The sequence below is a fragment of the uncultured Sulfitobacter sp. genome (assembly GCF_947502895.1).
GTDB lineage: Bacteria > Pseudomonadota > Alphaproteobacteria > Rhodobacterales > Rhodobacteraceae > Sulfitobacter.
This window is the reverse complement of the sequence record NZ_CANNBM010000001.1, coordinates 1,574,390-1,595,814: the sequence shown is the minus strand read 5'-3', so window position 1 is coordinate 1,595,814 and position 21,425 is coordinate 1,574,390. Positions and strand designations below refer to the sequence as shown.

22 protein-coding genes are annotated in these 21,425 nt (G+C 59.0%); 10 read left to right on the top strand and 12 right to left on the bottom strand.

Annotated features, from left to right (window positions below):
* Position 1: 1 nt before the first annotated feature.
* Positions 2 to 613, bottom strand: coding sequence for a rhodanese-like domain-containing protein (locus Q0903_RS07835; protein WP_299414356.1), 612 nt, complete (start codon positions 611 to 613; stop codon positions 2 to 4).
* A gap of 300 nt (positions 614 to 913) precedes the next feature.
* Here Q0903_RS07835 and deoC point away from each other — a divergent pair, with 300 nt between their 5' ends.
* Both deoC and Q0903_RS07825 read left to right on the top strand, forming a co-directional pair.
* Positions 914 to 1,915, top strand: coding sequence for a deoxyribose-phosphate aldolase (deoC, locus tag Q0903_RS07830; protein ID WP_299414353.1), 1,002 nt, complete (start codon positions 914 to 916; stop codon positions 1,913 to 1,915).
* A 17-nt stretch (positions 1,916 to 1,932) separates the two neighbouring features.
* Entirely contained in the window at positions 1,933 to 4,269 is a 2,337-nt protein-coding gene (locus tag Q0903_RS07825; protein WP_299414351.1) for an aldehyde dehydrogenase family protein, read from the top strand.
* Between the two features lie 68 nt (positions 4,270 to 4,337).
* Here Q0903_RS07825 and Q0903_RS07820 read toward each other — a convergent pair whose 3' ends face one another.
* The 7 genes from Q0903_RS07820 to Q0903_RS07790 form a co-directional block, all read right to left on the bottom strand.
* Complete coding sequence (locus tag Q0903_RS07820; protein ID WP_299414348.1) at positions 4,338 to 5,648, bottom strand: pitrilysin family protein; 1,311 nt, start codon at positions 5,646 to 5,648, stop codon at positions 4,338 to 4,340.
* Positions 5,645 to 6,985, bottom strand: a complete 1,341-nt coding sequence (locus tag Q0903_RS07815) for a pitrilysin family protein (protein ID WP_299027440.1) — start codon at positions 6,983 to 6,985, stop codon at positions 5,645 to 5,647. Before Q0903_RS07815 ends, Q0903_RS07820 begins: the two co-directional genes overlap by 4 nt.
* Before the next feature lie 108 nt (positions 6,986 to 7,093).
* Positions 7,094 to 7,597 carry a DUF3035 domain-containing protein gene (locus Q0903_RS07810; RefSeq protein WP_299027437.1) on the bottom strand — a complete coding sequence of 168 codons (504 nt, stop codon included), beginning with the start codon at positions 7,595 to 7,597 and terminating at the stop codon, positions 7,094 to 7,096.
* Between the two features lie 50 nt (positions 7,598 to 7,647).
* A complete protein-coding gene (lspA, locus tag Q0903_RS07805) occupies positions 7,648 to 8,160 on the bottom strand; it encodes a signal peptidase II (protein WP_299027435.1) in 513 nt (170 codons plus the stop codon).
* Between the two features lie 16 nt (positions 8,161 to 8,176).
* Positions 8,177 to 9,763, bottom strand: a complete 1,587-nt coding sequence (gene purH / locus Q0903_RS07800) for a bifunctional phosphoribosylaminoimidazolecarboxamide formyltransferase/IMP cyclohydrolase (protein WP_299414344.1) — start codon at positions 9,761 to 9,763, stop codon at positions 8,177 to 8,179.
* A gap of 17 nt (positions 9,764 to 9,780) precedes the next feature.
* The gene (locus Q0903_RS07795; protein ID WP_299414341.1) at positions 9,781 to 11,535 is read right to left on the bottom strand and encodes a heparinase II/III family protein; all 1,755 of its coding nucleotides are present in this window, start codon (positions 11,533 to 11,535) and stop codon (positions 9,781 to 9,783) included.
* Positions 11,536 to 11,574: 39 nt separating this feature from the next.
* Positions 11,575 to 11,703 carry a hypothetical protein gene (locus tag Q0903_RS07790; protein ID WP_299414338.1) on the bottom strand — a complete coding sequence of 43 codons (129 nt, stop codon included), beginning with the start codon at positions 11,701 to 11,703 and terminating at the stop codon, positions 11,575 to 11,577.
* On the opposite strand from Q0903_RS07790, the gene Q0903_RS07785 reads away from it, so the two are divergent.
* Positions 11,702 to 12,457 carry a PhnD/SsuA/transferrin family substrate-binding protein gene (locus Q0903_RS07785; RefSeq protein WP_299414337.1) on the top strand — a complete coding sequence of 252 codons (756 nt, stop codon included), beginning with the start codon at positions 11,702 to 11,704 and terminating at the stop codon, positions 12,455 to 12,457. The genes Q0903_RS07790 and Q0903_RS07785 overlap by 2 nt on opposite strands.
* Here the strand turns inward: Q0903_RS07785 and Q0903_RS07780 are convergent.
* Positions 12,454 to 13,725, bottom strand: coding sequence for an RsmB/NOP family class I SAM-dependent RNA methyltransferase (locus Q0903_RS07780; protein ID WP_299414334.1), 1,272 nt, complete (start codon positions 13,723 to 13,725; stop codon positions 12,454 to 12,456). The genes Q0903_RS07785 and Q0903_RS07780 overlap by 4 nt on opposite strands.
* 96 nt (positions 13,726 to 13,821) lie before the next feature.
* On the opposite strand from Q0903_RS07780, the gene Q0903_RS07775 reads away from it, so the two are divergent.
* Entirely contained in the window at positions 13,822 to 14,034 is a 213-nt protein-coding gene (locus Q0903_RS07775) for a DUF1674 domain-containing protein (protein ID WP_299027420.1), read from the top strand.
* Between the two features lie 83 nt (positions 14,035 to 14,117).
* Here the strand turns inward: Q0903_RS07775 and Q0903_RS07770 are convergent, their stop codons facing one another.
* Together Q0903_RS07770 and dapB are read right to left on the bottom strand one after the other, a co-directional pair.
* Positions 14,118 to 14,474 carry a dihydrodipicolinate reductase gene (locus tag Q0903_RS07770; RefSeq protein ID WP_299414332.1) on the bottom strand — a complete coding sequence of 119 codons (357 nt, stop codon included), beginning with the start codon at positions 14,472 to 14,474 and terminating at the stop codon, positions 14,118 to 14,120.
* 90 nt (positions 14,475 to 14,564) lie between these two features.
* Positions 14,565 to 15,383, bottom strand: coding sequence for a 4-hydroxy-tetrahydrodipicolinate reductase (dapB, locus tag Q0903_RS07765; RefSeq protein WP_299414331.1), 819 nt, complete (start codon positions 15,381 to 15,383; stop codon positions 14,565 to 14,567).
* A 90-nt stretch (positions 15,384 to 15,473) separates the two neighbouring features.
* Between dapB and rbfA the strand changes: the two genes are divergently transcribed.
* The 6 genes from rbfA (at position 15,474) to rpsO (ending at position 19,931) form a co-directional block, all read left to right on the top strand.
* The gene (gene rbfA / locus Q0903_RS07760) at positions 15,474 to 15,908 is read left to right on the top strand and encodes a 30S ribosome-binding factor RbfA (protein WP_299027413.1); all 435 of its coding nucleotides are present in this window, start codon (positions 15,474 to 15,476) and stop codon (positions 15,906 to 15,908) included.
* Positions 15,905 to 16,741: a phosphodiester glycosidase family protein gene (locus Q0903_RS07755; protein WP_299414329.1), complete on the top strand. Its 837-nt coding sequence runs from the start codon at positions 15,905 to 15,907 to the stop codon at positions 16,739 to 16,741. Before rbfA ends, Q0903_RS07755 begins: the two co-directional genes overlap by 4 nt.
* Positions 16,742 to 16,809: 68 nt before the next feature.
* Positions 16,810 to 17,724: a tRNA pseudouridine(55) synthase TruB gene (gene truB, locus Q0903_RS07750; RefSeq protein WP_299414327.1), complete on the top strand. Its 915-nt coding sequence runs from the start codon at positions 16,810 to 16,812 to the stop codon at positions 17,722 to 17,724.
* Positions 17,725 to 17,727: 3 nt separating this feature from the next.
* Positions 17,728 to 18,246: a DUF1643 domain-containing protein gene (locus Q0903_RS07745; protein ID WP_299414325.1), complete on the top strand. Its 519-nt coding sequence runs from the start codon at positions 17,728 to 17,730 to the stop codon at positions 18,244 to 18,246.
* A gap of 140 nt (positions 18,247 to 18,386) precedes the next feature.
* Positions 18,387 to 19,448, top strand: a complete 1,062-nt coding sequence (locus tag Q0903_RS07740) for a calcium-binding protein (protein ID WP_299414323.1) — start codon at positions 18,387 to 18,389, stop codon at positions 19,446 to 19,448.
* Between the two features lie 213 nt (positions 19,449 to 19,661).
* On the top strand, positions 19,662 to 19,931 hold the full coding sequence (rpsO, locus tag Q0903_RS07735; RefSeq protein ID WP_025058755.1) for a 30S ribosomal protein S15: 270 nt from the start codon (positions 19,662 to 19,664) through the stop codon (positions 19,929 to 19,931).
* A gap of 56 nt (positions 19,932 to 19,987) precedes the next feature.
* Here rpsO and Q0903_RS07730 read toward each other — a convergent pair whose 3' ends face one another.
* Positions 19,988 to 21,421 (bottom strand): radical SAM protein, encoded by a 1,434-nt coding sequence (locus tag Q0903_RS07730; protein WP_299414320.1) that lies wholly within the window; start codon positions 21,419 to 21,421, stop codon positions 19,988 to 19,990.
* Between the last annotated feature and the right edge of the window lie 4 nt (positions 21,422 to 21,425).

Genomic DNA, 21,425 nt, shown 5'->3' with positions numbered 1-21,425 from the left:
ACTACTCCTCAATCGTGAGCGCCAAAACAGACCAAACCTGCATGCCACCACGATAGTAGCTCATCAGTTCGGGGGGATAGCCGGCCTCCAACAAATAGGAGATCAGCACACCCGCATCATTCTGCGAGGGGCCATTGTCATAAATCATCAGTCTTTGGGCGTCAGAAAAATTGTAAACGTCTTCAAACACGCGCACGCCCAGCGCCATCAAAATCTGGTCTCGAAATTTGTTGTCTTGCGCCAGCGTCGCAAAGGGCAAGCTGACAGATCCGGGGATATAGCCCAACGCGCGGTCTTCTGGCATCCGCGCGTCCAGCAGCAGACCTTCGTTTTTGCCCACAGCGTTGACCAAGAAGTTCAATACCTGCGGCTCAATTACCGTCTCGATACCGACGGCCGCCTGAAATGGTGCGATGCAGTGCGGGTCACAAGAGGGCGGAACCGCCGAGAAGCGCGCGGCATAGTCTGCGGCCTGAGCAGAATTTTGACTGATAGAAATTTGCGAACCATTGAAAATGAACGAGGCTTGTCCCTTGGCCGTCTGATCCTGAGCGTTCAAAACAGTTGTATGCGCAGCAATGGCCGCCACAAAGAGCGCCGTTCGTCCAATCATCTCGCCCCCCAGGCCAAAACCACCAGATATAGCAGCAGATGCTACAAAAATGGCGCTTCAAAGATTATTCACCAGATATAGGCCGAAGGCGAATCCCTCGTCAAAGTAAAAACGAATCATTAACCATAAATGCGGCGAATCAGACGCGAATGTTGCGAATCGGTTTGGTTTGGCACCCGTCTCTGCACTTTTTCGCGCAAATTCACGCGCCAAATTGCCCCTGCGGCACCTACACCCTTATCTTGCCAATCGGCCCACCCCCATGCGACCCTGTGAGGGCGTTTATCAAAAGGTGCTTTTATGTCCGCCTCCACCCTGTCTGCTACCGCGCCTGCCACCAATCATTTGCCCCAAATCACCGAGCCGCGGAATGCGGGTATGCCACTTGATTTGAACTGGGTTCTGGGTGCGCAGGCAAACACCTCCGCGATAGAGCGGCGGGCTACTTCGCTGCCTGCGCGACGGTCGGTAAAAAAGGCACATCAGGCCGCATGGCTGCTGCGTGCTGTCACCTGCATAGATCTGACGACCCTGTCGGGCGACGACACTGCACGCCGTGTCGGGCGTCTGTGCGCCAAGGCGCGCCAACCGATCGCTGCTGCAACACTGGACGTTTTGGGAATGAGGCCGATCACCGTGGGCGCAGTTTGTGTCTACCACGAGATGATTACCCCTGCCGTTACCGCGTTGCACGGCAGCGGTATTCCGGTTGCGGCTGTCTCCACCGGTTTTCCCGCTGGCCTGTCTCCTCTGCCGCTGCGCATCGCCGAGATTGAACAGAGCGTGGCCGCAGGCGCAGCCGAGATCGACATTGTCATCTCGCGCCGTCATGTGCTGGAGGGGAACTGGCAAGCCCTCTATGACGAGATGCGGGCGTTTCGTGCAGCATGCGGCGAAGCTCATGTCAAAGCGATCCTTGCCACAGGCGAATTGGGCAGCCTGCGCAATGTGGCACGTGCCAGCCTTGTGTGCATGATGGCGGGTGCCGACTTCATTAAAACGTCGACAGGCAAGGAAAGCGTAAATGCGACCCTGCCTGTCACCCTCGTGATGGTGCGCGCAATCCGCGACTATTATGACCGTACAGGATACCGCGTGGGCTATAAACCCGCTGGCGGCATATCCAAGGCGAAAGACGCGATCACCTATCTCGCGCTGATAAAGGAAGAGCTGGGCGATCGTTGGTTGCAGCCCGACCTCTTCCGTTTTGGCGCGTCATCCCTGCTGAACGATATTGAGCGGCAGCTAGAGCATTACGTGACAGGCAGCTACTCTGCTGCTTACCGCCACCCGACATCTTGAACCCAGAGGCGCAGCACATGACCGTATCCGAAATATTTGAAACCATGGACTATGGCACCGCCCCTGAATCCGCCGCCGAAGCCTTGGCGTGGATCGTTGATCAAGGCGGGCGCTTTGGCCACTTCATCAACGGTCGCATGACCGATCCCGCCGATGTATTCGAGAGCCGCAACCCCGCAACGGGCGAGGTGCTGGCCCATATCAGCCAAGGCACACAGTCAGACGTAGATGCCGCCGTAAAGGCCGCCCGCGCCGCACAGCCCAAATGGGACTCCGCAGGCGGCGCCGCACGTGCCCGTGTTCTCTATGCGCTTGCGCGTCTTTTGCAAAAACACAGCCGTCTGTTCGCAGTTCTGGAATCCCTCGATAACGGCAAACCGATCCGTGAAGCGCGCGACATTGATATCCCGCTGGCCCAGCGGCATTTTTATTACCACGCAGGCATGGCACAGCTCATGGAGGCCGAACTGCCAGATGCCGCAGCCCTTGGCGTTTGCGGCCAGATCATTCCGTGGAACTTCCCCCTGCTGATGCTCGCGTGGAAAGTTGCCCCTGCCTTGGCCATGGGCAATGCAGTTGTTCTGAAACCCGCCGAATATACCTCTCTCACCGCACTGCTCTTTGCCGATATCTGCACACAGGCAGGCGTGCCAAAGGGCGTGGTCAACATCGTCACAGGTGACGGTGCAGTTGGCGAAATGATCGTGAACGCAGATGTCGACAAAATTGCCTTCACAGGCTCCACCGCCGTGGGCCGCCGCATCCGCGAAGCAACTGCAGGCAGTGGCCGCGCGCTTACGCTGGAGCTGGGCGGTAAATCCCCCTACATCGTGTTCGACGATGCCGATCTCGACTCCGCTGTCGAAGGGTTGGTTGACGCGATCTGGTTCAATCAGGGGCAGGTCTGCTGCGCGGGCTCGCGCCTGCTGGTCCATGAGCCGGTGGCAGATCTGTTTCATGCAAAACTGCGCGCGCGGATGGACAAGCTGCGCATCGGGTCCCCCTTGGACAAGAGCATCGACGTGGGCGCTATCGTAGATTCCAAACAACTGGCGGCGATCACCGCAATGGTTGCGGCGAACAACGCTGGCACGACCCATGTCGCCGCATGTGAAATCCCCACAGAGGGGAGTTTTTATCCCCCTACCCTCATCACCGACCTGCACCCTGCCGATACACTGATGCAGGAGGAAATCTTTGGTCCCGTTCTCGTCTCGACCACCTTCCGCACCCCCGCAGAGGCGGTGAGCATCGCCAACAACACCCGCTACGGTCTTGCTGCGACGATCTGGAGCGAGAACGTAAACCTCGCATTGGATATCGCGCCCAAGCTGGCAACAGGCATTGTCTGGATCAATGGAACCAACATGATGGATGCAGCTGCAGGGTTCGGCGGAGTCCGCGAAAGCGGTTTCGGACGCGAAGGCGGGTGGGAGGGGCTGAGCGCCTACACCAAACCAAAGACCAAATCAAAATCCGTGAAATCTGTTAAAGCCCTTCAAGGCAGCGGCGCTCCGTCCGACGGGATTGACCGGACGGCCAAACTCTACATCGGAGGCAAGCAAGCGCGGCCCGACAGCGGTTACTCCACAGCCGTTTGGGGCAAGAACGGCGATTTGTTAGGGCATGTGCCAAATGCTGCCCGCAAGGACCTGCGCAATGCGGTCGAAGCCGCCCATGCCGCAAAGGCATGGAGCAACACGACAGGCCATCTGCGCGCGCAAATCCTCTATTATATTGGTGAAAACCTATCAGCGCGCGCGGATGAGTTCGCCACCCGTATTGATGCTATGAAAGGCGGCAAATCGGGTACAAAGGAAGTCGAGGCAGCAGTCCAGACCCTATTCACCTGTGCGGCTTGGGCCGACAAATACGATGGCCAAATCCACGGTATTCCAATCCGTGGCGTGGCCCTCGCGATGAAAGAGCCTGTCGGCGTGATCGGCGCACTCTGTGCCGCGGATGCTCCACTGGCCGGACTGGTCAGCGTCATGGCTCCTGCAATCGCCATGGGCAACCGCGTGATCCTGTCTGCATCAGACGCCTACCCGCTTGCGGCGACGGACTTTGTCCAGGTTCTGGAAACGTCCGATGTCCCGGCGGGTGTGGTGAACATCCTGACCGGCCCCCACAATGACATGGCCGAACCGATGGCGCGCCATATGGATATCAACGCTGTGTGGAGCTTTGGCGATCCGGCCCACGATGCCATCATCGAAGGCGCATCGGCGAGCAATCTCAAACGCACATGGGTGCAAAACGGGCAGGCCCGCGATTGGCACAAGCCAGACACTAAGGCGTTCCTGATGCACGCCACCCAGATCAAAAACGTCTGGGTCCCCTACGGGGAGTGACCCCTGCTTCATTTTTCCAATAAACTCATCATCTGAACCCCTCTTGAGGGGTTCAGATCAGCAACAGATCATTCGGTCACAAGCCCCTCAGGCTTGCCCACCACTACAAAATGCAGCCCCTCGGGGTCCAAAAGTTCAGCGGCGACGCGCTGCACGTCTTCCAACGTGACCTGCTCTACCCGCGCGTTGCGGGTGTTGACGTAGTCAGGCGTCAGCCCGATCATCTGCATCCCCACCAGAATGCCGGCAATCGTGCTATTGCCGTCAAACCGCAACGGGTAGGCACCTGTAAGATAGGTCTTCGCGTTCTGCAATTCTTCTGCACTGACGCCTTGAGTGGCCGCGCGGTCCCACTGCTCGCGGATAACCGCGATCGCCTCTGCAATACGGTCGTTGGACGAGCTGACCTGCCCCATATAAGCATTCGCCAGATCGCGGGAATAAAGGTAGGAATAGACACCATACGTCAGGCCGCGCTTTTCACGGACTTCCTGCATAAGGCGGCTTTCGAACGAGCCACCACCAAGAATCTGATTGAGCAGAACAGCAGCAAAGTAGTCATCATCACTAATCGCGATACCTCTGTGCCCGAACAGCGCCACCGATTGTGGCGTGTCGAATTCGACAACCGTAATCCCACCATCAATCTGCGGTTCGACCTGCGGCGGCAGGGTCGGACCTGACGGCGGCAACTCACCCAGCAGTGCGTCCACCAATGCGCCCAACTGTTCAGGCGTTATGTCACCCACCGCACCAACCAGCACATTGTCACGGGCCAGCACATTGCGGTGCGCTTCCAGCAGGTCGTCCCGTGTCAGGGCCGTAACGCTTTCGACAGTGCCTTCCTCGGCGGTGCCGTAGGGATGTGCGCCATACGCCATTTCGGCAAATGTTTTACCTGCAATATCGTTCGGGTCTTTGGCCGCAAACGACAAACCCGAAATCACCTGCGCGCGCACCCGTTCGATATCGGCATCGTCAAAACGCGGGTTCTGGATTGCATCGCGCAGCAAGGCCACAGAAGCATCAAAATTCTCGGTCAGAAAGCGCGCTGAAATGGTGACACTCTCGGAGTTGGAGCTGAAACCGAAGCTGGTCGCAAGCGCCTCGGTTGCGCGGGCAAAACCACGGGCATCCAAATTCCCTGAACCCTCTTCCAGCAAGCCAGTCATCAGATTAACCGCACCGCGCTTACCCTCCACATCCAGCGATGTGCCGCCAATAAAGGCCAATTCAAGGGCTACAAACGGCAGCGAGTGTTCCTCAACCAGCCACGCGCTGGTCCCACCGGGCGATGTAACGGACTGGATGTCGACTTCGGCCTGCGCAGGCAGGGCCAGAAAGGTGCCTACGAACAGGGCAGTTGCAAAACGGATCATTGTGTCTCTCCTTGCGGGCGCATCAACCAGCCTGTCACGGACGCTTCGCGGCGTAGCAGGGTTGCCGCCTGCATGATGTCTTCGGCGGTAACAGCGTCCAAAATGGCAGGCCATGCCTCTACATCGTCCACTGTCAGACCAGAGGTCAACGCGCGGCCATACCGGTTGGCGATGCTGTCTACATTGTCTTGCGCATAAATCTCCGAGGCGCGGATTTGCAGCTTGATACGCTCGAGCTGTTCAGGGTCGACCCCTTCTTCCAGAAAATCGGCCAAGGCTTTGTCCAGCGCCGCTTCGCCTTCCTCAAGGCTTACACCTTCAGACGGCACAATGATCATGCGGAACGTCGTGTCATCCAGCGAAACACCAGAGTACCACGCGGTGGTGTAGCTGGTTACCTGAGTGTCAAACTGCAGCTTTTCGGCCAAAAACGATGTAGCCCCGCCGCCCAGAATTTCGGCGAGAAACGTAAGTGCTGCCGCAGTTTCCTGCGCGCCACTGTCCCGCTCGGGCACGAGATAGCTGCGCGAAATATAGGGCTGCGCCACACGCGCATCGCGAAAGATCACCCGCCGCTCGGCATTCTGGCGCGGCTCTTCTGTGCGGAGGCGTTCGGGCAGATCAGGGTTACGCGGGATCGGGCCATAGTGCCGCTCCGCCAGTGCGCGGACCTCCTCGGGGGTTACATCGCCTGACACAACCAGCACGGTATTGTTCGGTGAGTAATACAGCTCATAAAAACTGAGCGCATCCTCAAGGTCGAGTTCCTCCATCTCGTGCATCCAGCCGATGATCGGGGTGCCGTAGCGGTGGTTGAGGTATTGTGCCGCGTTGATTTGCTCGCCGAACAGGGCTTGGGGGTTGTTCTCGGTGCGCTGGTTGCGCTCCTCGATAATCACGTCGCGTTCGGTCTCGATGTTCTCGGGGGTCAGGCGAATGTTCTTCATCCTGTCCGCCTCCATCGTCATCATCAGTTCCAGACGGTCTGCCGCGATACGCTGGAAATAGGCCGTGTAATCATAACTGGTAAAGGCATTGTCGCGCCCGCCATTTGCCGCCACGGTCTTGGACAGTTCTCCCGCTTCGAGTTTATCTGTCGCCTTGAACAGCAGATGTTCAAGGAAATGCGCCACACCTGACGAGCCCTTGGGCTCGTCCGCCGATCCGGCGCGATACCAAAGCATGTGTTGCACCACAGGCGCACGGTGATCCTCGACGACAACCACCTGCATCCCGTTATCCAGCATGAAGTCAGTGACCTTGCCACTGGTTTCAGCCATCGCGGCGGCAGGAAGCAGCATCGCAGACAGCACTGCGGATCGGGCGTATCGAAGCATCACTCGGGTCCTTTTCGGTAAATCAAATCGGGCGCACGCAATATAGATACGCCCGCAGTGCAGCGGTTCAAGCAGCGCGCGGCATTATCACACAGATGTAATATTGGATCAGTTTGCAGGCGGAGCAGAGGGTGTCCGCGCCCCAGCATTGCGCCAGCGGTTCTGTTCGGCCCGGGCGTCCAGCGCCTCACGCTTGTACGCCTGATTATAGCGATCCACCGGCACGATACGGTATTGGGTAAAGCGCGCCTTACGCTTGCGGAAAGCCGCGTCACGCTCTGCCAGATCAGCGCGGATATTAGGCACTACGCCCAAACGGCTGGCGTGTTGAACCAAGGCACCGTCGCGCGCAGGGACGGGCCCGTTGGGATCACCCGCCTGTCCACCAAAGGCAGCGGTGCCTTCAGCCAGCGCCGAGCGGTCCGCACGGTTCGCACCACCCGGTGTCGGGGTTGGCAATTCGCGGTAGTTGGCAGGCTCTTGCAATGCGCCCACGGGTTTGATCCCGAACTCATCAGGACCCTTGGAGGTGCTCTGCAAATCGCGCAGGCCCACATTGGCACATCCCGCGACCAGCACGGGCAGTACAAACAAGATAGCAAGTTTACGCATCATGGCCTCCAGACCGCTCGCCCCTCAATATCGCAGGCGGGGCGGCATTGTCACCCGACTTTTTTCGTACGCGGCTTGCGTGGCTTTTTCGCGCTGCCGCTGTCACTATCATCGGTGAAAAAGATCAGGCCCAGCGCGCCTGCAAAAATGAATATATCCGCAATGTTGAACACAAACGGGTTGTTGATACCGCAACAGGACATGTTCAGAAAATCAAGAACATAGCCATAAATCAGACGGTCCAGCACATTTGCCAGCGCCCCCCCGATCAGCAGGCCCGCGCTGATCTGCGCAATGCGGGTCAGCGCGTTTTTGCGCGCCCAAAGCACCACAGCCACACAAATCACCACGGCCAGCGCGATCAAAACCCAGCGGCTTGTGTCAGATCCGTCCCCGAACAGGCCAAAATTGATACCGCGATTTTCACCATATCGGAAATTAATAAGCGGCGGCAGCACGTCAATGCTGCGGATGCGGGCAAGCTCCATCATGTGGATCACCACATATTTGCTGATCTGGTCGATAGCAAAGGCTGCAAAGCCCGCCCAAAAGATCATCCGCATAAACCCGATTTCCTCATTAATGCCGGAAGTGGCGCATTCCGGTGAACACCATCGCAAGGCCAGCCTCATCCGCCGCTGCGATAACCTCGTCGTCGCGCATGGAACCGCCCGGCTGGATCAGCGCGGTGGCCCCTGCCTCAGCGGCGGTCACCAGACCGTCAGCAAAGGGAAAGAACGCATCAGACGCCACAACCGAGCCTTGGGTAAGCGGCGCAGGCAGGCCCATCGCCTCTGCCATATCTACGGCTTTTCGTGCAGCGATGCGCGTGCTGTCAACACGGCTCATCTGGCCGGCACCCACGCCCACGGTTGCGCCATCTTTCACGTAAATGATTGCGTTGGACTTAACGTGCTTGGCGACAGTCCAGGCAAACAGCATGTCTTTCATCTCCTGCTCGGAGGGCTGACGCTTTGTCACGACCTTAAGGTCATCCATGCTGATGCGGCCCACATCGCGGTCCTGCACCAGCCAGCCACCCGACACCTGACGCGGCGCAAGGCGCGCAGCGGTCGGATCGGCCAAGCCACCCGTTGTCAGCAGGCGCAAATTCTTCTTGGCAGCAAAAATTTTGATCGCCTCGGCGTCCGCATCGGGCGCAATCACGACTTCGGTGAAAATGCCAGTGATCGCCTCGGCTGTTAGTGCGTCCAGTGTCTGGTTCAGCGCGATGATCCCGCCAAATGCGCTGGTGCGATCACAATCGAAGGCGCGGGCATAGGCCTCGGCCATAGTCTCGCCCGTGGCCACACCACAGGGATTTGCGTGTTTGATAATCGCCACAGCGGGGCCGTTTGCAGGATCAAACTCCGACACCAGCTCAAATGCGGCATCGGTATCGTTAATGTTGTTGTACGACAATTCCTTGCCTTGATGCTGCCTGGCTGTAGCAACGCCTGCGCGGCTGGACCCGTCAGTGTAGAATGCCGCCGACTGGTGCGGGTTTTCGCCATACCGCAAAGTCTGGGTCAGTGTCCCGCCAAAGGTGCGGCGGCGCGGCGTGCCGCCCACAGCATCAGCCATCCATGTGCTGACGGCCGTGTCATAGGCCGCCGTGCGCGCATAGGCTGTCTGCGCCAAACGCTGGCGCATTGCATAGGTGGTCTGGCCATTGTTCGCCTCCAGCTCGGCAATATATGGCGCGTAATCCTCAACATCGACGATCACACTGACAAAGCCGTGGTTCTTGGCGGCAGAACGGATCATCGCAGGTCCGCCGATGTCGATATTCTCGATCACCTCTGCGTATTGCGCACCTTTGGCCACAGTTTCCTCGAACGGATAGAGGTTTACCACCACCAAATCGATCTCTCCGATGCCGTGTTCCTCCATCGAGGCAACGTGGCCTGCGTCATCGCGCAGCGCGAGCAAACCGCCATGCACCACAGGGTGCAGCGTCTTGACGCGCCCATCCATCATTTCGGGAAAGCCTGTGGCTTCGGCCACGTCTTTTACATCCAACCCCGCCTCGCGCAGTGCCTTTGCCGTGCCACCGGTGGACAACAGCTCAACACCGGCTGCCGCCAATGCCTGCCCGAACGAAACCAGTCCGGTTTTGTCGGATACAGAAAGAAGGGCGCGTTTTACGGGGTGCAGATCAGCCATGGCAGGGCTCCTATGGGTTAGTCATCCTCAAGGTACGGGTCATCCCGTTCCAAATCACGCACGCCAATCGCAGTTTCCTGCGCTTTGGACAAGGACCAGCGCACCCGAGTGGCGGGATTTATCGCACGTCCCGTCAAAACAATCTGGCTCGCTGCACGTGGTTTGAGACGCGTGGTTTCCAGATAGGCCCCTGCCTCCAGCGCCAATTCAGTCGTGCCATCATGGCGGAAAACCCATATTTCACCTGACTTTAGCGCCATCGACACTGCCGCCCCACCCAGATCAAGGGTCGCATCGACCTCGGGGTGTAAATGAAACCGTATCTCGAACCCGATGCCTTTCAGCTTGGTGCGGTCCAATGCGCGGTCAAAGCGGCGTTTTTGCACCTCGTCCATGGCCAGCAGCATGTCCTCACCCGCTACGGCGCGGCCATCGTGGGTCAACTCCAGTGTGCGGGCGTGGGTTAAACCGTGGGTCAGGACATATCCGTCATGGCCGCCCTGAAACTTCATTCCGTCACTAACAGGTGTGATTTCAACTGGCACATGTGTGGGCCCGTCAATGAGGGATTCAACGCCTGTACGGCGGTCTTCGTTATCCAGACGCGCACTGGAGTACCCACCGAGGCTGAGGGCGGAATGGGACGGCGTCGCCCGCCCCGCGCGGCGCCATTCTATTCCGAAAGAAGCGCCCGATCCGCAGTTCACGATCAAGGGCCGCCGCCCCGATGTAAGCTCGAACGCTAGCGTACTGGCATGCGCATTGGCGGATGCCGCCCCACCGGGTGGCGGGCTTGCGTCAATAATCACCGATGTCCGGCCCGCCGACAGTCGGGCATAGCCCATCGACAAACCCTCGGGCTGGGTACCGCGTACACCTGACGAGGCCAGCGCATGATCCAGCCAGCCTTCGGCCCCGCGCCCGCCCCCATGGAACCGCGCAAGGCTGCCGTCCGAGTGGCGCAGGGTGCGCAAGGTGGGCGCGATGCGTTCGATTGCTGCCAGATGGGGCTGCGGCGTGCCACGCCCTGCGTCTGACAAGGCCGCCGCAGCCCAGGTAAGCAGCGTAAACACGTCCAACAGCTCTTCCGGGTTGCGCGTGGGCAAGCCGCCTTGCGCGTCGATTTGTACTTCGCATTCACGTGCCAGAGCCTTGATCGCGGGATCGGCGAGGTTCTCCAGCCCCTCGAGCGACAGGCCGGCATAGATCAGACCTGTAAGCGCCTCGAACCGCGCAAGACCGGGGGCTGCGGCGTGCCAGCGTTTTGACAAAAACCGCGTCTGCTGGGTCAGCGACAGATAGAATGCCTCGCTGTCGGGCGCAGTATCGCCACTGCCGTGCAACACAAACAAGGCGTGGTTGATCCAGCGGATCAAGCGGCGTCCTGTCAGGTCGGGAGTCCAGCCTATGCCGCCCCCGCCGCCGTAAAGCTCGATCCACTGCCATAACCAACGCTGTGCGGCCGCACGCGATGTACTGTCGCCCACGGCGGCCAGATCATCCATCCAGGCAAATCCGTGCAGCGCCTGCGCAAAGGCTGTGTCAGGCGCGTCTACCTCCCAAGGGGTCTGGTCAGGCGCTGTAATCAGACTGCCCGCGAAGAGGAAATTGCCCGCTGCCAGCTGTCGGCCCCGCGCAAAAGAACCGATCGTCCTCGGTTCGGGAGAAGAGACAAACCCGCGCACCTGCCCGCGCACTCGCGCTGCCGCACGCGCATGTAACTGGTTTAACAAGCGCGTGTGATACACGCTCAGCTGGGATAATTGAATCATGTGCTCTGCCTTATACGCTCTGAAGGCGTTTGCGGCAGGTTAACGCGCAATGACGGGGGAGTCACCGCCTTTCAGCCACAAACCCGCGCAATCCGCTGCACTGGCGATTATTCGCGCGCGAAAATCGGGCTTGCGCGGGGTGCCCAACACGGCGAAGTCTAGGCGCATGATCGCTTCTCTTATGATGTACGCCCGCCCCGAACTTGCCCCTGCCCACAATCGCTTCTGGGCCAACATCCACGCTAGTCTTGCAGATCACGGAGTCGCCGCGCCGCTGCACCTGTCACAAAATGCTGGCGAATGGGAGGTTTGGGAGAGCCCGGCGCTGGTTTTCAGCCAGACTTGCGGGATGCCTTATCGCACGCGTCTGCACACATCTGTGCAACTGGCCGGGACCCCTGACTATAAGCTCGAGGATTGTCCCGCAGGCCACTACCGCAGCGCCATTGTCGTGCGTGAGGTTGATCCCCGCAGCAGCCTGTCCGAGTTTGCGCAGGCAAAATTGGCCTATAACATGGCGCATTCCCAGTCTGGTTTTGCCGCGATCTATACCCATACGCGGCCCTTGAACTTTTGGTTTGCGCAGCGCATCGCCAGTGGCGGGCATCTGTCGTCCGCGCGGATGGTCGCAACGGGCCATGCCGACGTTGCAGCGATTGACGCCCAGACGTGGCGCTTGATCCAGCGGTATGAGGATTTCGCGAAGGACCTGCGGGTGCTAGAATACACAGCACCAAGCCCCGCGTTACCCTATATCACGGGGGCGCATCAAAACGCCGACACGATATTTGAGGCGGTTCTGGAAGCCATGAACGCCTTATCTGGCGAAGATGCCCGTATTCTCGACCTGCACGGATTAATACGGATACCAAAGGCGCAATACATGGCGGTGTCTAACCCGCCTCGATCAGCATCGGGTTAGGATGCCTTGCGCAAGCAAGCGATGTAAAAGCCGTCCATGCCGCCTTGATCGGCCCAGAAATCAGGCCGCAGGCGTAGACCGCCTTCGGAGGAGATCCATTCAGGATCAATACCCGCGATGTCCAATGCGCTGCGGTCTACGGTCATGTCGCCGTGACGCTCCAGCGCTTCGTCAATCTGCACTTCGCCCTCGTCGGGCAGCAGACTACAGGTACAAAACACCATCCGCCCACCCGGTTTGAGCAGGGACCAAGCATGGTCCAACAATTCTTCTTGGAGCTGGATCAGCGCGCCAAAGTCCGAGCCGTCCTTGGCATGGGGCAAATCGGGGTGGCGTCGGATTGTGCCTGTGGCAGAACACGGAGCATCCAGCAGGATGGCATCGAACTGCCCCTGAAACTGGCGCGCATCCTTGATAAAAGTGCGCGCCGTCAGGCCAGTACGCGCAAGGTTTTCTTTTACGCGCTGCATGCGCGAATGGTTGTCATCCACTGCGCGCACTTCTGCGCCCGTAGTCGCCAACTGCATCGTTTTGCCGCCCGGTGCAGCGCAAAGATCAAGCACCACTTCGCCTGCCTGCGCATTGAGGATCATCGCAGGCAATGCGGCGGCGGCATCTTGCACCCACCAGTCCCCCTCGGCAAATCCCTCCATTGCGGAGACCTGACCGCCACCGTAGTGGCGCACAGATCCGGTCAGTAACAGGGTCGCTTCCAGCTGTTCGGCCAGTTCAGCCGGATCGCCTTTGGCTGTCAGATCAAGAGGCGCTCCTGCGAAATGGGCAGTCTCGATTGCGGCAATCGCATCCGATCCCCATGCTTCAACCAAAGGGCCACGCAGCCATTTCGGCAGGCGCGGCGCGCGGCGCGCTGTCCATGCCTCTGGCCCTTCTGCTGCGACCTTGCGCAACACAGCGTTGGTCAGGCCTTTGAGGTGGCTCAGGTGACGGTCCCCTGCAACAACGGAAACCATGGCGTTTACCACGCCATGCGCCGCGCCGCCTGTGCAAAGCTCTACCGTGCCGATGCGTAGGGCATTGCGCACAGTCAGGGGCGGGTACTTATTCAGGTGCTTTTGCAAGATGCGGTCTGCCCGCTCCATCCCGCGCAAAGTATCCTGCGCCAGTCGCTGTGCCCTTGCACGATCATCGGGTGGCAAACGATCAAGCACACCTGCGCCCAAAAGCTCTGACATCAGCTTGCCCTCGCCCAATATCTGGTCGAGCAGGAAAACAGCGGATTTACGGGCGGATACGCCGGTGTCTGACATGATGCGGGCTTTCTCTTGGCGGTCGGCTGGGTGTATCGCGGTTGTCTGGGGCAAGGCGCGATGTATATCAAGGGGGGAATGAGAAAGGAACGCCCGATGACAGATGATGCAAACACCCCCGATCAACCCGTTCCAGACACCGCGCAAGCCGATCTGCCCCCAGCCGCCCAGCGCGCGTTAGCCGAAGCGGCAGAGCGCCGGGAAGCCGCGAAAAAGCTGGACCTGCCACCAGAACTGGGTGGGCGCGAGGGACCAGAGCCTGTGCGTTACGGTGATTGGGAGAAAAAGGGAATCGCGATAGATTTCTAGCTGTTAGGCGGTGGCACCCTTACGCCGAACAAAACGGGCGCCACAGTGCTGTGACGCCCGAAACCCGTCTGCTATCCGTTACATCAGCGGAGGCTGAATTCTGCGCTGTCGCCCGTGCCTTGGTCGGAGGTAAAGCGGATTTTCTTGCCGGACGCCTGAACTTCCTGACAGTTATAACCCAGATCCTCGCCGCCCCAGTCGAGGCTGCGGCAAAAGTAGCCGTTCTTCCACGTCCACTTGCCGCTCACATCCCAAGCAGCACCTTTGCCTGTGATGGCCCCGTTGCTGTTGACGCGCAACTTTACCAAAGGGCGTGTCAATGTCTTGCCACTGACAAGGCTTTTGAACTGCGACGCACTGGTCACTTTGGAAAACTCGGCAGCGGCAGGCGTCGCGGCTGCGATGCACAGGGCTCCTAAAGCTGGTAGAATGCGCGGCATGGGGTCGCTCCTATTGAGGTCCTATGCGAAACATACGCACCAGCCGCGCATTTGGTTTCATTTTTTCAGGAGTTTTTGCGCGAGACTGTCCTAACCCTCGGATAACCCCAGCACATCAAGCATGTCGTATTCACCCGCTTCACGCCCCTGACCCCAGAGTGCGGCCTTGAGTGCGCCCTTGGCAAATAGCGCCCGATCAGAGGCGATGTGGCGCAGAACAATCCGCTCTCCTGCGCCAGCAAACATCACGTCATGTTCCCCCACAATATCGCCGCCGCGGATTGCAGAAAAGCCGATATCACCGCGTTTACGCGCCCCCGTGATACCGTCACGGCCCGCGTCACTGACATCGCGCAACGCTACGCCACGGCCCTCGGCGGCGGCCTCACCGAGCATCAGGGCAGTGCCAGAGGGCGCATCGACCTTTTGATTGTGGTGCGATTCGATGATCTCGATATCAAAATCAGCGTCCAATGCAGCGGCCACTTTGCGCGTCAGCAAAGTGAGCAGGTTCACCCCGAGGCTCATGTTGCCAGCCCGCACGATCACGGCGCGCCTGGCGGGTACAGCCAGCTGGGCGATCTCGTCCTCGCTCATCCCCGTTGTGCCGATCACATGCACGATACCATGCGTGGCGGCTTGCGCTGCAAAAGCGATGGTGGCGGCAGGGGCGGTGAAATCGATCACCGCTTGGGCCTGCGCAAATCCTGCCGCAGCGTCATCTGTCACATGGATACCCAGCGCCGTGCCGCCCATGGCCAGTCCCAGATCTTGCCCTAGCCACCCATGGCCAGACCGCTCGATTGCGCCTGCAATGTGCAGGTCTGCATGGGCCATTACCTCACGCACCAGCATTTGGCCCATTCGGCCCGATACACCTGTAATGGCGATACCTGTTGTCTGTGTCATGGGCGAAATCCTTGCTGGTTTATGCTGGCATGCGGTGTAGCGCGCCCGCATCCGCTTGGCAAAGAAGATCAGACCCCTTAGACGGAAGCCATGGCAAAGAACAAATCATCGCAGGGCGCAGGCCCGACACAAAGACAGCTGCGCGTGGGCGAGACCATCCGCCGTGCGCTGAGCGAAGTATTGGTGCGGGGCGATGTCCACGACCCCGAACTGGCGCGCATGTCCATCACCGTGGGCGAGGTGCGGACCTCGAACGATCTGAAGGTCGCCACCGCCTATGTCCTGCCGCTGGGCGGCATCGGTCAGGAAGACGTTCTAAAGATCCTTGGCCGCAACAAGCATGAATTGCGCAAGATGGTTGCCAAGAAACTCACTCTGAAATTCTCGCCCGAACTGCGGTTCCAGCTGGACCGTACCTTTGACCAGATGGATGAGACCCGCCGCATGCTGGCACAGGATGTCGTGCGACGCGACGCAGCCGCACCAGACCGCAGCGGTGAAGAAGACGGGACAGCAGACACGTGAGACTGTGCGCTGCATTGGCCGCGATTGCGCTGCTGTGCGCCTCACTCGCACCGCCTGCGCAGGCCGCCACATGCCGTGAGGAAACCTACAAGGGCGTCGAATATGCAATTTGCGATGTAGACCTGACACAGCAGGTGCTTCGCCTGTTTCTGTATGAGCCTGAAACAACCCGCCCTTACGGTTACTTCGGTACACTCAACGCCGCCCTTGTGGATCAGGGATTCTCCCTAGGTTTTGCTGCCAATGCGGGCATGTATCATGATGACCGTGCGCCTGTTGGCCTCTACATCGAGGACGGTGTGACCGTGCAGCGCGTTATTACCAACGCAGGGCCAGGCAACTTTGGTCTGTTGCCCAACGGCATCCTGTGTCTGCGCCCGCGCCGCGCCGATGTGATCGAGACGCTACGCTATGTGGCCGATGCGCCCGAGTGTATCAGTGCGACCCAGTCAGGCCCCATGTTGGTTATCGACGGTGAATTGCATCCGCGCTTTTTGCGCGATTCCACCTCGCGCTACATCCGCAACGGGGTTGGCACCAGCCCGGACGGCACGCGCGCCGTTTTTGTCATCTCCAATAGCCCCGTCACCTTCCATGCTTTCGGCAGCGTATTCCGCGACCATCTCGGGCTAAGCCAAGCACTTTATTTCGACGGCAATGTATCGCGTTTGCGCGCACCCGATCTGGGCCGCAACGATATCGGCTTTGGGGCGCTTGGCCCGATCATCGGGGTGGTTGAGGGACAAACACCGCCCCCCGCTCCGACTGAGGCAGAGGCCGGCCCTGATTCGTCCGCAGATATTCCCGCCACGGCAGAGAGCGCCGACGAATAGTCCCCGTTGCGCCCGATCGCGCAATCTGCAAAACGGCGCGGAACGCTTCTCACTTCCAAGGACAGCACATGGCACGCAAACGCAAAGGCCGCGATATTTCCGGCTGGGTTGTTATCGACAAACCCGCAGGCCCCACATCAACTACTGTTGTCAACAAGGTCCGCTGGGCATTTGACGCGCGCAAGGCTGGCCATGCAGGTACGCTGGACCCTGATGCGACGGGTGTTCTGGCCATTGCCTTGGGTGAGGCAACAAAAACGGTGCCCTACATCACTGACGCACTAAAGGCCTATGTCTTTACCGTGCGTCTGGGCGCTGCAACCAATACCGACGATGCCGAGGGCGAGGTGATTGCCACCTCTGATCTGCGCCCTGACGACGCTGCCATCAAGGAAGCGTTGCACGGATTTGTAGGCGATATCGAACAGGTGCCGCCGCAGTTTTCGGCCGTCAAAATCGATGGAGAGCGTGCGTATAAGCGCGCACGTGACGGCGAAGCGATGGAAATTGCCGCGCGCCCGTTGTTCGTTGACAGCCTGATTATGCTGGAGCGTCCCGACGCGGATCACGTGACGCTGGAGATGGTCTGTGGCAAGGGCGGCTATGTTCGCTCTATTGCGCGCGATCTGGGTGAGGTGCTGGGATGCAAGGGCCACGTGCGCGAATTGCGCCGCACATGGTCCGGCCCTTTCGAGGTGGAAAACGCGCTTACTCTGGCCCAAGTTGACGAGATGGCCAAAACCCCCGCGCTGGACGAGTACCTCGGCCCGCTTGAGTTGGGTCTGCAAGACCTGCCCCAAGTCACTGCCAGCAGCGATGGCGCCATGCGTCTGCGCAACGGCAACCCCGGCATGGTTTTTGCGAATGATGTTGAATACGGCGATGAATGCTGGGCCGCCCATGAGGGCCGCGCTGTGGCCGTTGGTACATTCAAGTCGGGTGAGTTGCATCCATCACGGGTTTTCAACACCGGTTCGTCCTAGGTTATGATTACACGCAGCCATATCAAGGGGGACGCCCCCTCCATCGCGGTCTATTCCGACTGCGAGCGGTTTCGATATAGTTTGCGACGGGTCTGGGACGCAGGCGCTCCGCGCGTGACCTTTGTCATGCTCAACCCCTCGACCGCGACCGAGGTACAGAACGACCCCACAATCGAGCGGTGCGAGCAACGCGCGCGGCGTTTGGAGTTTGGCGGGTTTTGTGCGGTGAACATCTTTGCCCTGCGCGCCACCGATCCACGCGATATGCGCGCCGCGGCCGATCCGGAAGGGCCTGACAACGCGGCTGCATTGCGCGAAGCGGCACAATGGGCCGATACCGTGATTGCCGCATGGGGCGTGCATGGCGAACACCGCAACCAAGGCCCTCAAACCGCCGCGCAGCTGCGCGCGGCAGGCTACGCATTGCATCATCTGGGGCTGACAAAAGCAGGCCATCCGCGTCACCCGCTCTACCTGCCCTATAGCGCCCAACCCGTTCTCTGGGAGCAGGCGCGGGACTAACACGGATCGTCAGAGGGCGTTAACCATTTTCCCCTTACAATTTTGACGATTCGTGCCAAATCTGTGCTTATGCAGTTGGGCATGACCCGATTATTAATGGATCGTTCAGTATGTTGTGGTTAGCGGGATTAATGGGACTAATGGCAGTTGGCGCTGTCACCTTTGTAGACCCCCAGACAAATGACGAAGACGAGGGTGATTTTGTCGCCCCTGCGCCAACGACCAGCGATTTTGGCACCGACACGGTCGAAGTTCTTTCGGATGCTGACGGCCCTCTTGATGAAATTCCCGAAGACAATTTTGAGCCTGATTATGATCCGCGTGGCGGCGATGATGCAGCACTGCTGCCGCCGCTTGACCCTGGTGAATCACATAGCGTTACGCTGAGCGATGGAACGGACGGCGACGACGATCTGACCGGCACGCAAAGTAATGACCGTATGCGCGGGCTGGACGGTGACGATATGCTGTCGGGCGGTGCAGGCAATGACGCCCTGCGCGGCGATTCGGGGAATGATACGCTGGCCGGTCAGGCAGGCAATGACACGCTGCACGGTCAGGACGGTGGTGATGCCCTGTCAGGTGGCGATCAGGACGATGACCTGTTCGGGCACAACGCGAACGACACGCTGATGGGCGATGCAGGCAATGATGCGCTGCAAGGTTCCGCAGGAAATGATCTGCTGGAAGGCGGGACCGGCAACGATACGGTGCACGGTGGGCTGGATCACGATACGCTGAGCGGCGGTGCAGGCTCTGACGCTCTGTTTGGCGGTTGGGGCAACGATGTGCTGAGCGGCCTGATGCGGGACGCAGCTGGCAACGACAATGATGATGCCGACTTCCTGAACGGTGGTGGCGGCGATGATAGTATCCTTGTGGGTGCGGGCGATATCGTGACCGCAGGGGAAGGCACGGACGAAATCGTGCTGGGCGACTGGCTTTCTTCAGGCGAAGCGGCAGAGATTCTCGATTATTCCGCAGATGATGACAGCATCGTTCTGGTTTGGGATGACAGTGGCGAGCAGGGTGAACCGCAGATTACCCTTTCTGCTGATCCAGATGACATCAACCAGACCCTTGTGATGCTCGACGGGGCCGTCGTGGCGACAGTCAACGGAACCGATCTGCTGCCGGGCGATATCGCACTTATCCCCCTCAGCACTGCGACACAATTCGGTCTTGCCTCCACCGATACATAAGCGATCTGCGGTTGTGGCCCGCCAGCCAGCAATTTTGCTGCGGATACTCTTTGGCCAAACACTGTGCTCACGCGGAATAAGGCTTTGCCAAAGCCGCCAATCCCGCCTATACGCCCTCATCGCAGACGCAGGTTTGCGATTCCTCCATGGGCCTGTGCTGGACGACATCCCGGCCTGAGCCATCCCTATAACCTTTTTGAAAAGGAGACCCCGATGTCGATTACGAAAGAAGAAAAAGCACGTGTGATGAAGGAATTCGGCGCCAAAGACGGCGATACCGGCTCCCCCGAAGTACAAGTTGCTGTTCTCAGCTCGCGCATCGCGACACTGACAGAGCACTTCAAAACCCACAAAAAAGACAACCACGGTCGCCGTGGTCTGCTGAAAATGGTCGCGACACGCCGCAAACTTCTGGACTACGTCAAGTCCAAGGACGAAGCGCGCTATCAGGACCTGATCAAGCGTCTGGGCCTGCGCCGCTAAGCGCACCCGAAACTACAAACATTCAAAGCCGCGTGCCATTTGGTACGCGGCTTTTTTTAGTGCTGGATGTTGTCTGCCCTGACGTCCCACCGAAGCGAAAAGTGCGTTCCAGGTATCCAGAACATTCCATCTATCACCAGTTGAAAATGCTCTTTGGCAGCTTCGCCATCGGATACGTTGACGGGCAAGGTAAACCGCGCCCTGCCACCGGGCGAAACACGACCTTCATGCATCCTGGCGACACGGTTCCGGCTAATCCAGCTTTTGTTATAGAGAGGCGATTCACGATCATTGGGGCGGGCTGTCCCTATGCTGGGGCGATACTCCGCATCCCAGTCGCGCGTGCCACAGTTTGTCACGTATAGCGTCAACGTACCATCATCAGCTTGATCAATCACCGGCTCTACGCGCCCTTCGAACCCTGCATGGACGTGCAGCCCCGCCGGCACTGTCGTACAAGTTGCACACAGATCGCTCAGCCGATCTGCCTGACCGAAGCTGCTGCGCAATGCTTGATAGGGCTGGCCCTGCCAGATTTCAGCAAACGACACCTTGCCCAGATCACCCAGCGCGCCTTGATCGACCGCTGCTGCCCGACAGCATGGAAAGACCTTCCCCGCGGCATCCACATGTGTCGTATCCCACGCCAACCCGCACACTCGGCTTTGTCCGTGTGCGCGACTATCATCAAAATAATTGCGGTTTGCCGCAGCTGGATCGTGCAATTCCAACTGCAACCGATCAGGGAGTTCAAAATGCACTTCGACCCCTGCTTGCGCCCCTTGGTGTTGGATTTCCCCGATCTGATCTGCCAGTTGCTCACCACTCAAATGCTGATCAAGTCCCTCGGGCGCCTGATCGAACAGTGATTGCAAAACCAGATGCTCGACCCCCAAATCAGCCAGCTTTCGCGGCGCCTCTTTCAGCGAAGGAAGGGTAGACTGCATCAGTATGCTCGAAACGCTAAGGGTGGTGCGCGGCCCCCGCGCCTTTGCATACTTCGAAATTGTGTCCAGACATTTTCCCAGCTTACCCTTGCGGATTGCCTCATAAACATCAGGGTCAAAGCTATCGATAGAGACATTCAGATGGTCGAGATAAGTCAGGTCGGGCATCGCAGCTAGAAACGCTGGCGTTGTCCTGACGCCATTTGTTGTGAGGCTGGTCAGCAAGGACCGCTCTTGTAGATCGCCTAGAAAGCGCAGGAGATGAGGATGTAACATCGGCTCCCCAAAGCCGGTGAGCAGCACGCGCGATATGTCTTGCTCCAACCCTTTTAGAAACTTCTCCCATAGCGGCAGGGTCAAGTGTGTGACAGCGCCCGAAGTAGAGCTGGTGGCGAGAGTGAGCGGGCACATTGTACACTTCAAATTGCACTTGCTGGTAATCTCGATGCTAGCGGAATTTGGCCCATCCACGCCCCACACCTCCAACACCACTTTTTGCTGGCCGGTTGACGATTGCAACTTTGCGTTCCGTGTATAATTCATGGCT

Bases quoted from the DNA above. Each gene is read 5' to 3' on its own strand.
- Q0903_RS07835 (WP_299414356.1), bottom strand. From the start codon at position 613: ATGATTGGACGAACGGCGCTCTTTGTGGCGGCCATTGCTGCGCATACA.
- deoC (WP_299414353.1), top strand. From the start codon at position 914: ATGTCCGCCTCCACCCTGTCTGCTACCGCGCCTGCCACCAATCATTTG.
- Q0903_RS07825 (WP_299414351.1), top strand. From the start codon at position 1,933: ATGACCGTATCCGAAATATTTGAAACCATGGACTATGGCACCGCCCCT.
- Q0903_RS07820 (WP_299414348.1), bottom strand. From the start codon at position 5,648: ATGATCCGTTTTGCAACTGCCCTGTTCGTAGGCACCTTTCTGGCCCTG.
- Q0903_RS07815 (WP_299027440.1), bottom strand. From the start codon at position 6,985: ATGCTTCGATACGCCCGATCCGCAGTGCTGTCTGCGATGCTGCTTCCT.
- Q0903_RS07810 (WP_299027437.1), bottom strand. From the start codon at position 7,597: ATGCGTAAACTTGCTATCTTGTTTGTACTGCCCGTGCTGGTCGCGGGA.
- lspA (WP_299027435.1), bottom strand. From the start codon at position 8,160: ATGCGGATGATCTTTTGGGCGGGCTTTGCAGCCTTTGCTATCGACCAG.
- purH (WP_299414344.1), bottom strand. From the start codon at position 9,763: ATGGCTGATCTGCACCCCGTAAAACGCGCCCTTCTTTCTGTATCCGAC.
- Q0903_RS07795 (WP_299414341.1), bottom strand. From the start codon at position 11,535: ATGATTCAATTATCCCAGCTGAGCGTGTATCACACGCGCTTGTTAAAC.
- Q0903_RS07785 (WP_299414337.1), top strand. From the start codon at position 11,702: ATGATCGCTTCTCTTATGATGTACGCCCGCCCCGAACTTGCCCCTGCC.
- Q0903_RS07790 (WP_299414338.1), bottom strand. From the start codon at position 11,703: ATGCGCCTAGACTTCGCCGTGTTGGGCACCCCGCGCAAGCCCGATTTT.
- Q0903_RS07780 (WP_299414334.1), bottom strand. From the start codon at position 13,725: ATGTCAGACACCGGCGTATCCGCCCGTAAATCCGCTGTTTTCCTGCTC.
- Q0903_RS07775 (WP_299027420.1), top strand. From the start codon at position 13,822: ATGACAGATGATGCAAACACCCCCGATCAACCCGTTCCAGACACCGCG.
- Q0903_RS07770 (WP_299414332.1), bottom strand. From the start codon at position 14,474: ATGCCGCGCATTCTACCAGCTTTAGGAGCCCTGTGCATCGCAGCCGCG.
- dapB (WP_299414331.1), bottom strand. From the start codon at position 15,383: ATGACACAGACAACAGGTATCGCCATTACAGGTGTATCGGGCCGAATG.
- rbfA (WP_299027413.1), top strand. From the start codon at position 15,474: ATGGCAAAGAACAAATCATCGCAGGGCGCAGGCCCGACACAAAGACAG.
- truB (WP_299414327.1), top strand. From the start codon at position 16,810: ATGGCACGCAAACGCAAAGGCCGCGATATTTCCGGCTGGGTTGTTATC.
- Q0903_RS07745 (WP_299414325.1), top strand. From the start codon at position 17,728: ATGATTACACGCAGCCATATCAAGGGGGACGCCCCCTCCATCGCGGTC.
- Q0903_RS07740 (WP_299414323.1), top strand. From the start codon at position 18,387: ATGGCAGTTGGCGCTGTCACCTTTGTAGACCCCCAGACAAATGACGAA.
- rpsO (WP_025058755.1), top strand. From the start codon at position 19,662: ATGTCGATTACGAAAGAAGAAAAAGCACGTGTGATGAAGGAATTCGGC.
- Q0903_RS07730 (WP_299414320.1), bottom strand. From the start codon at position 21,421: ATGAATTATACACGGAACGCAAAGTTGCAATCGTCAACCGGCCAGCAA.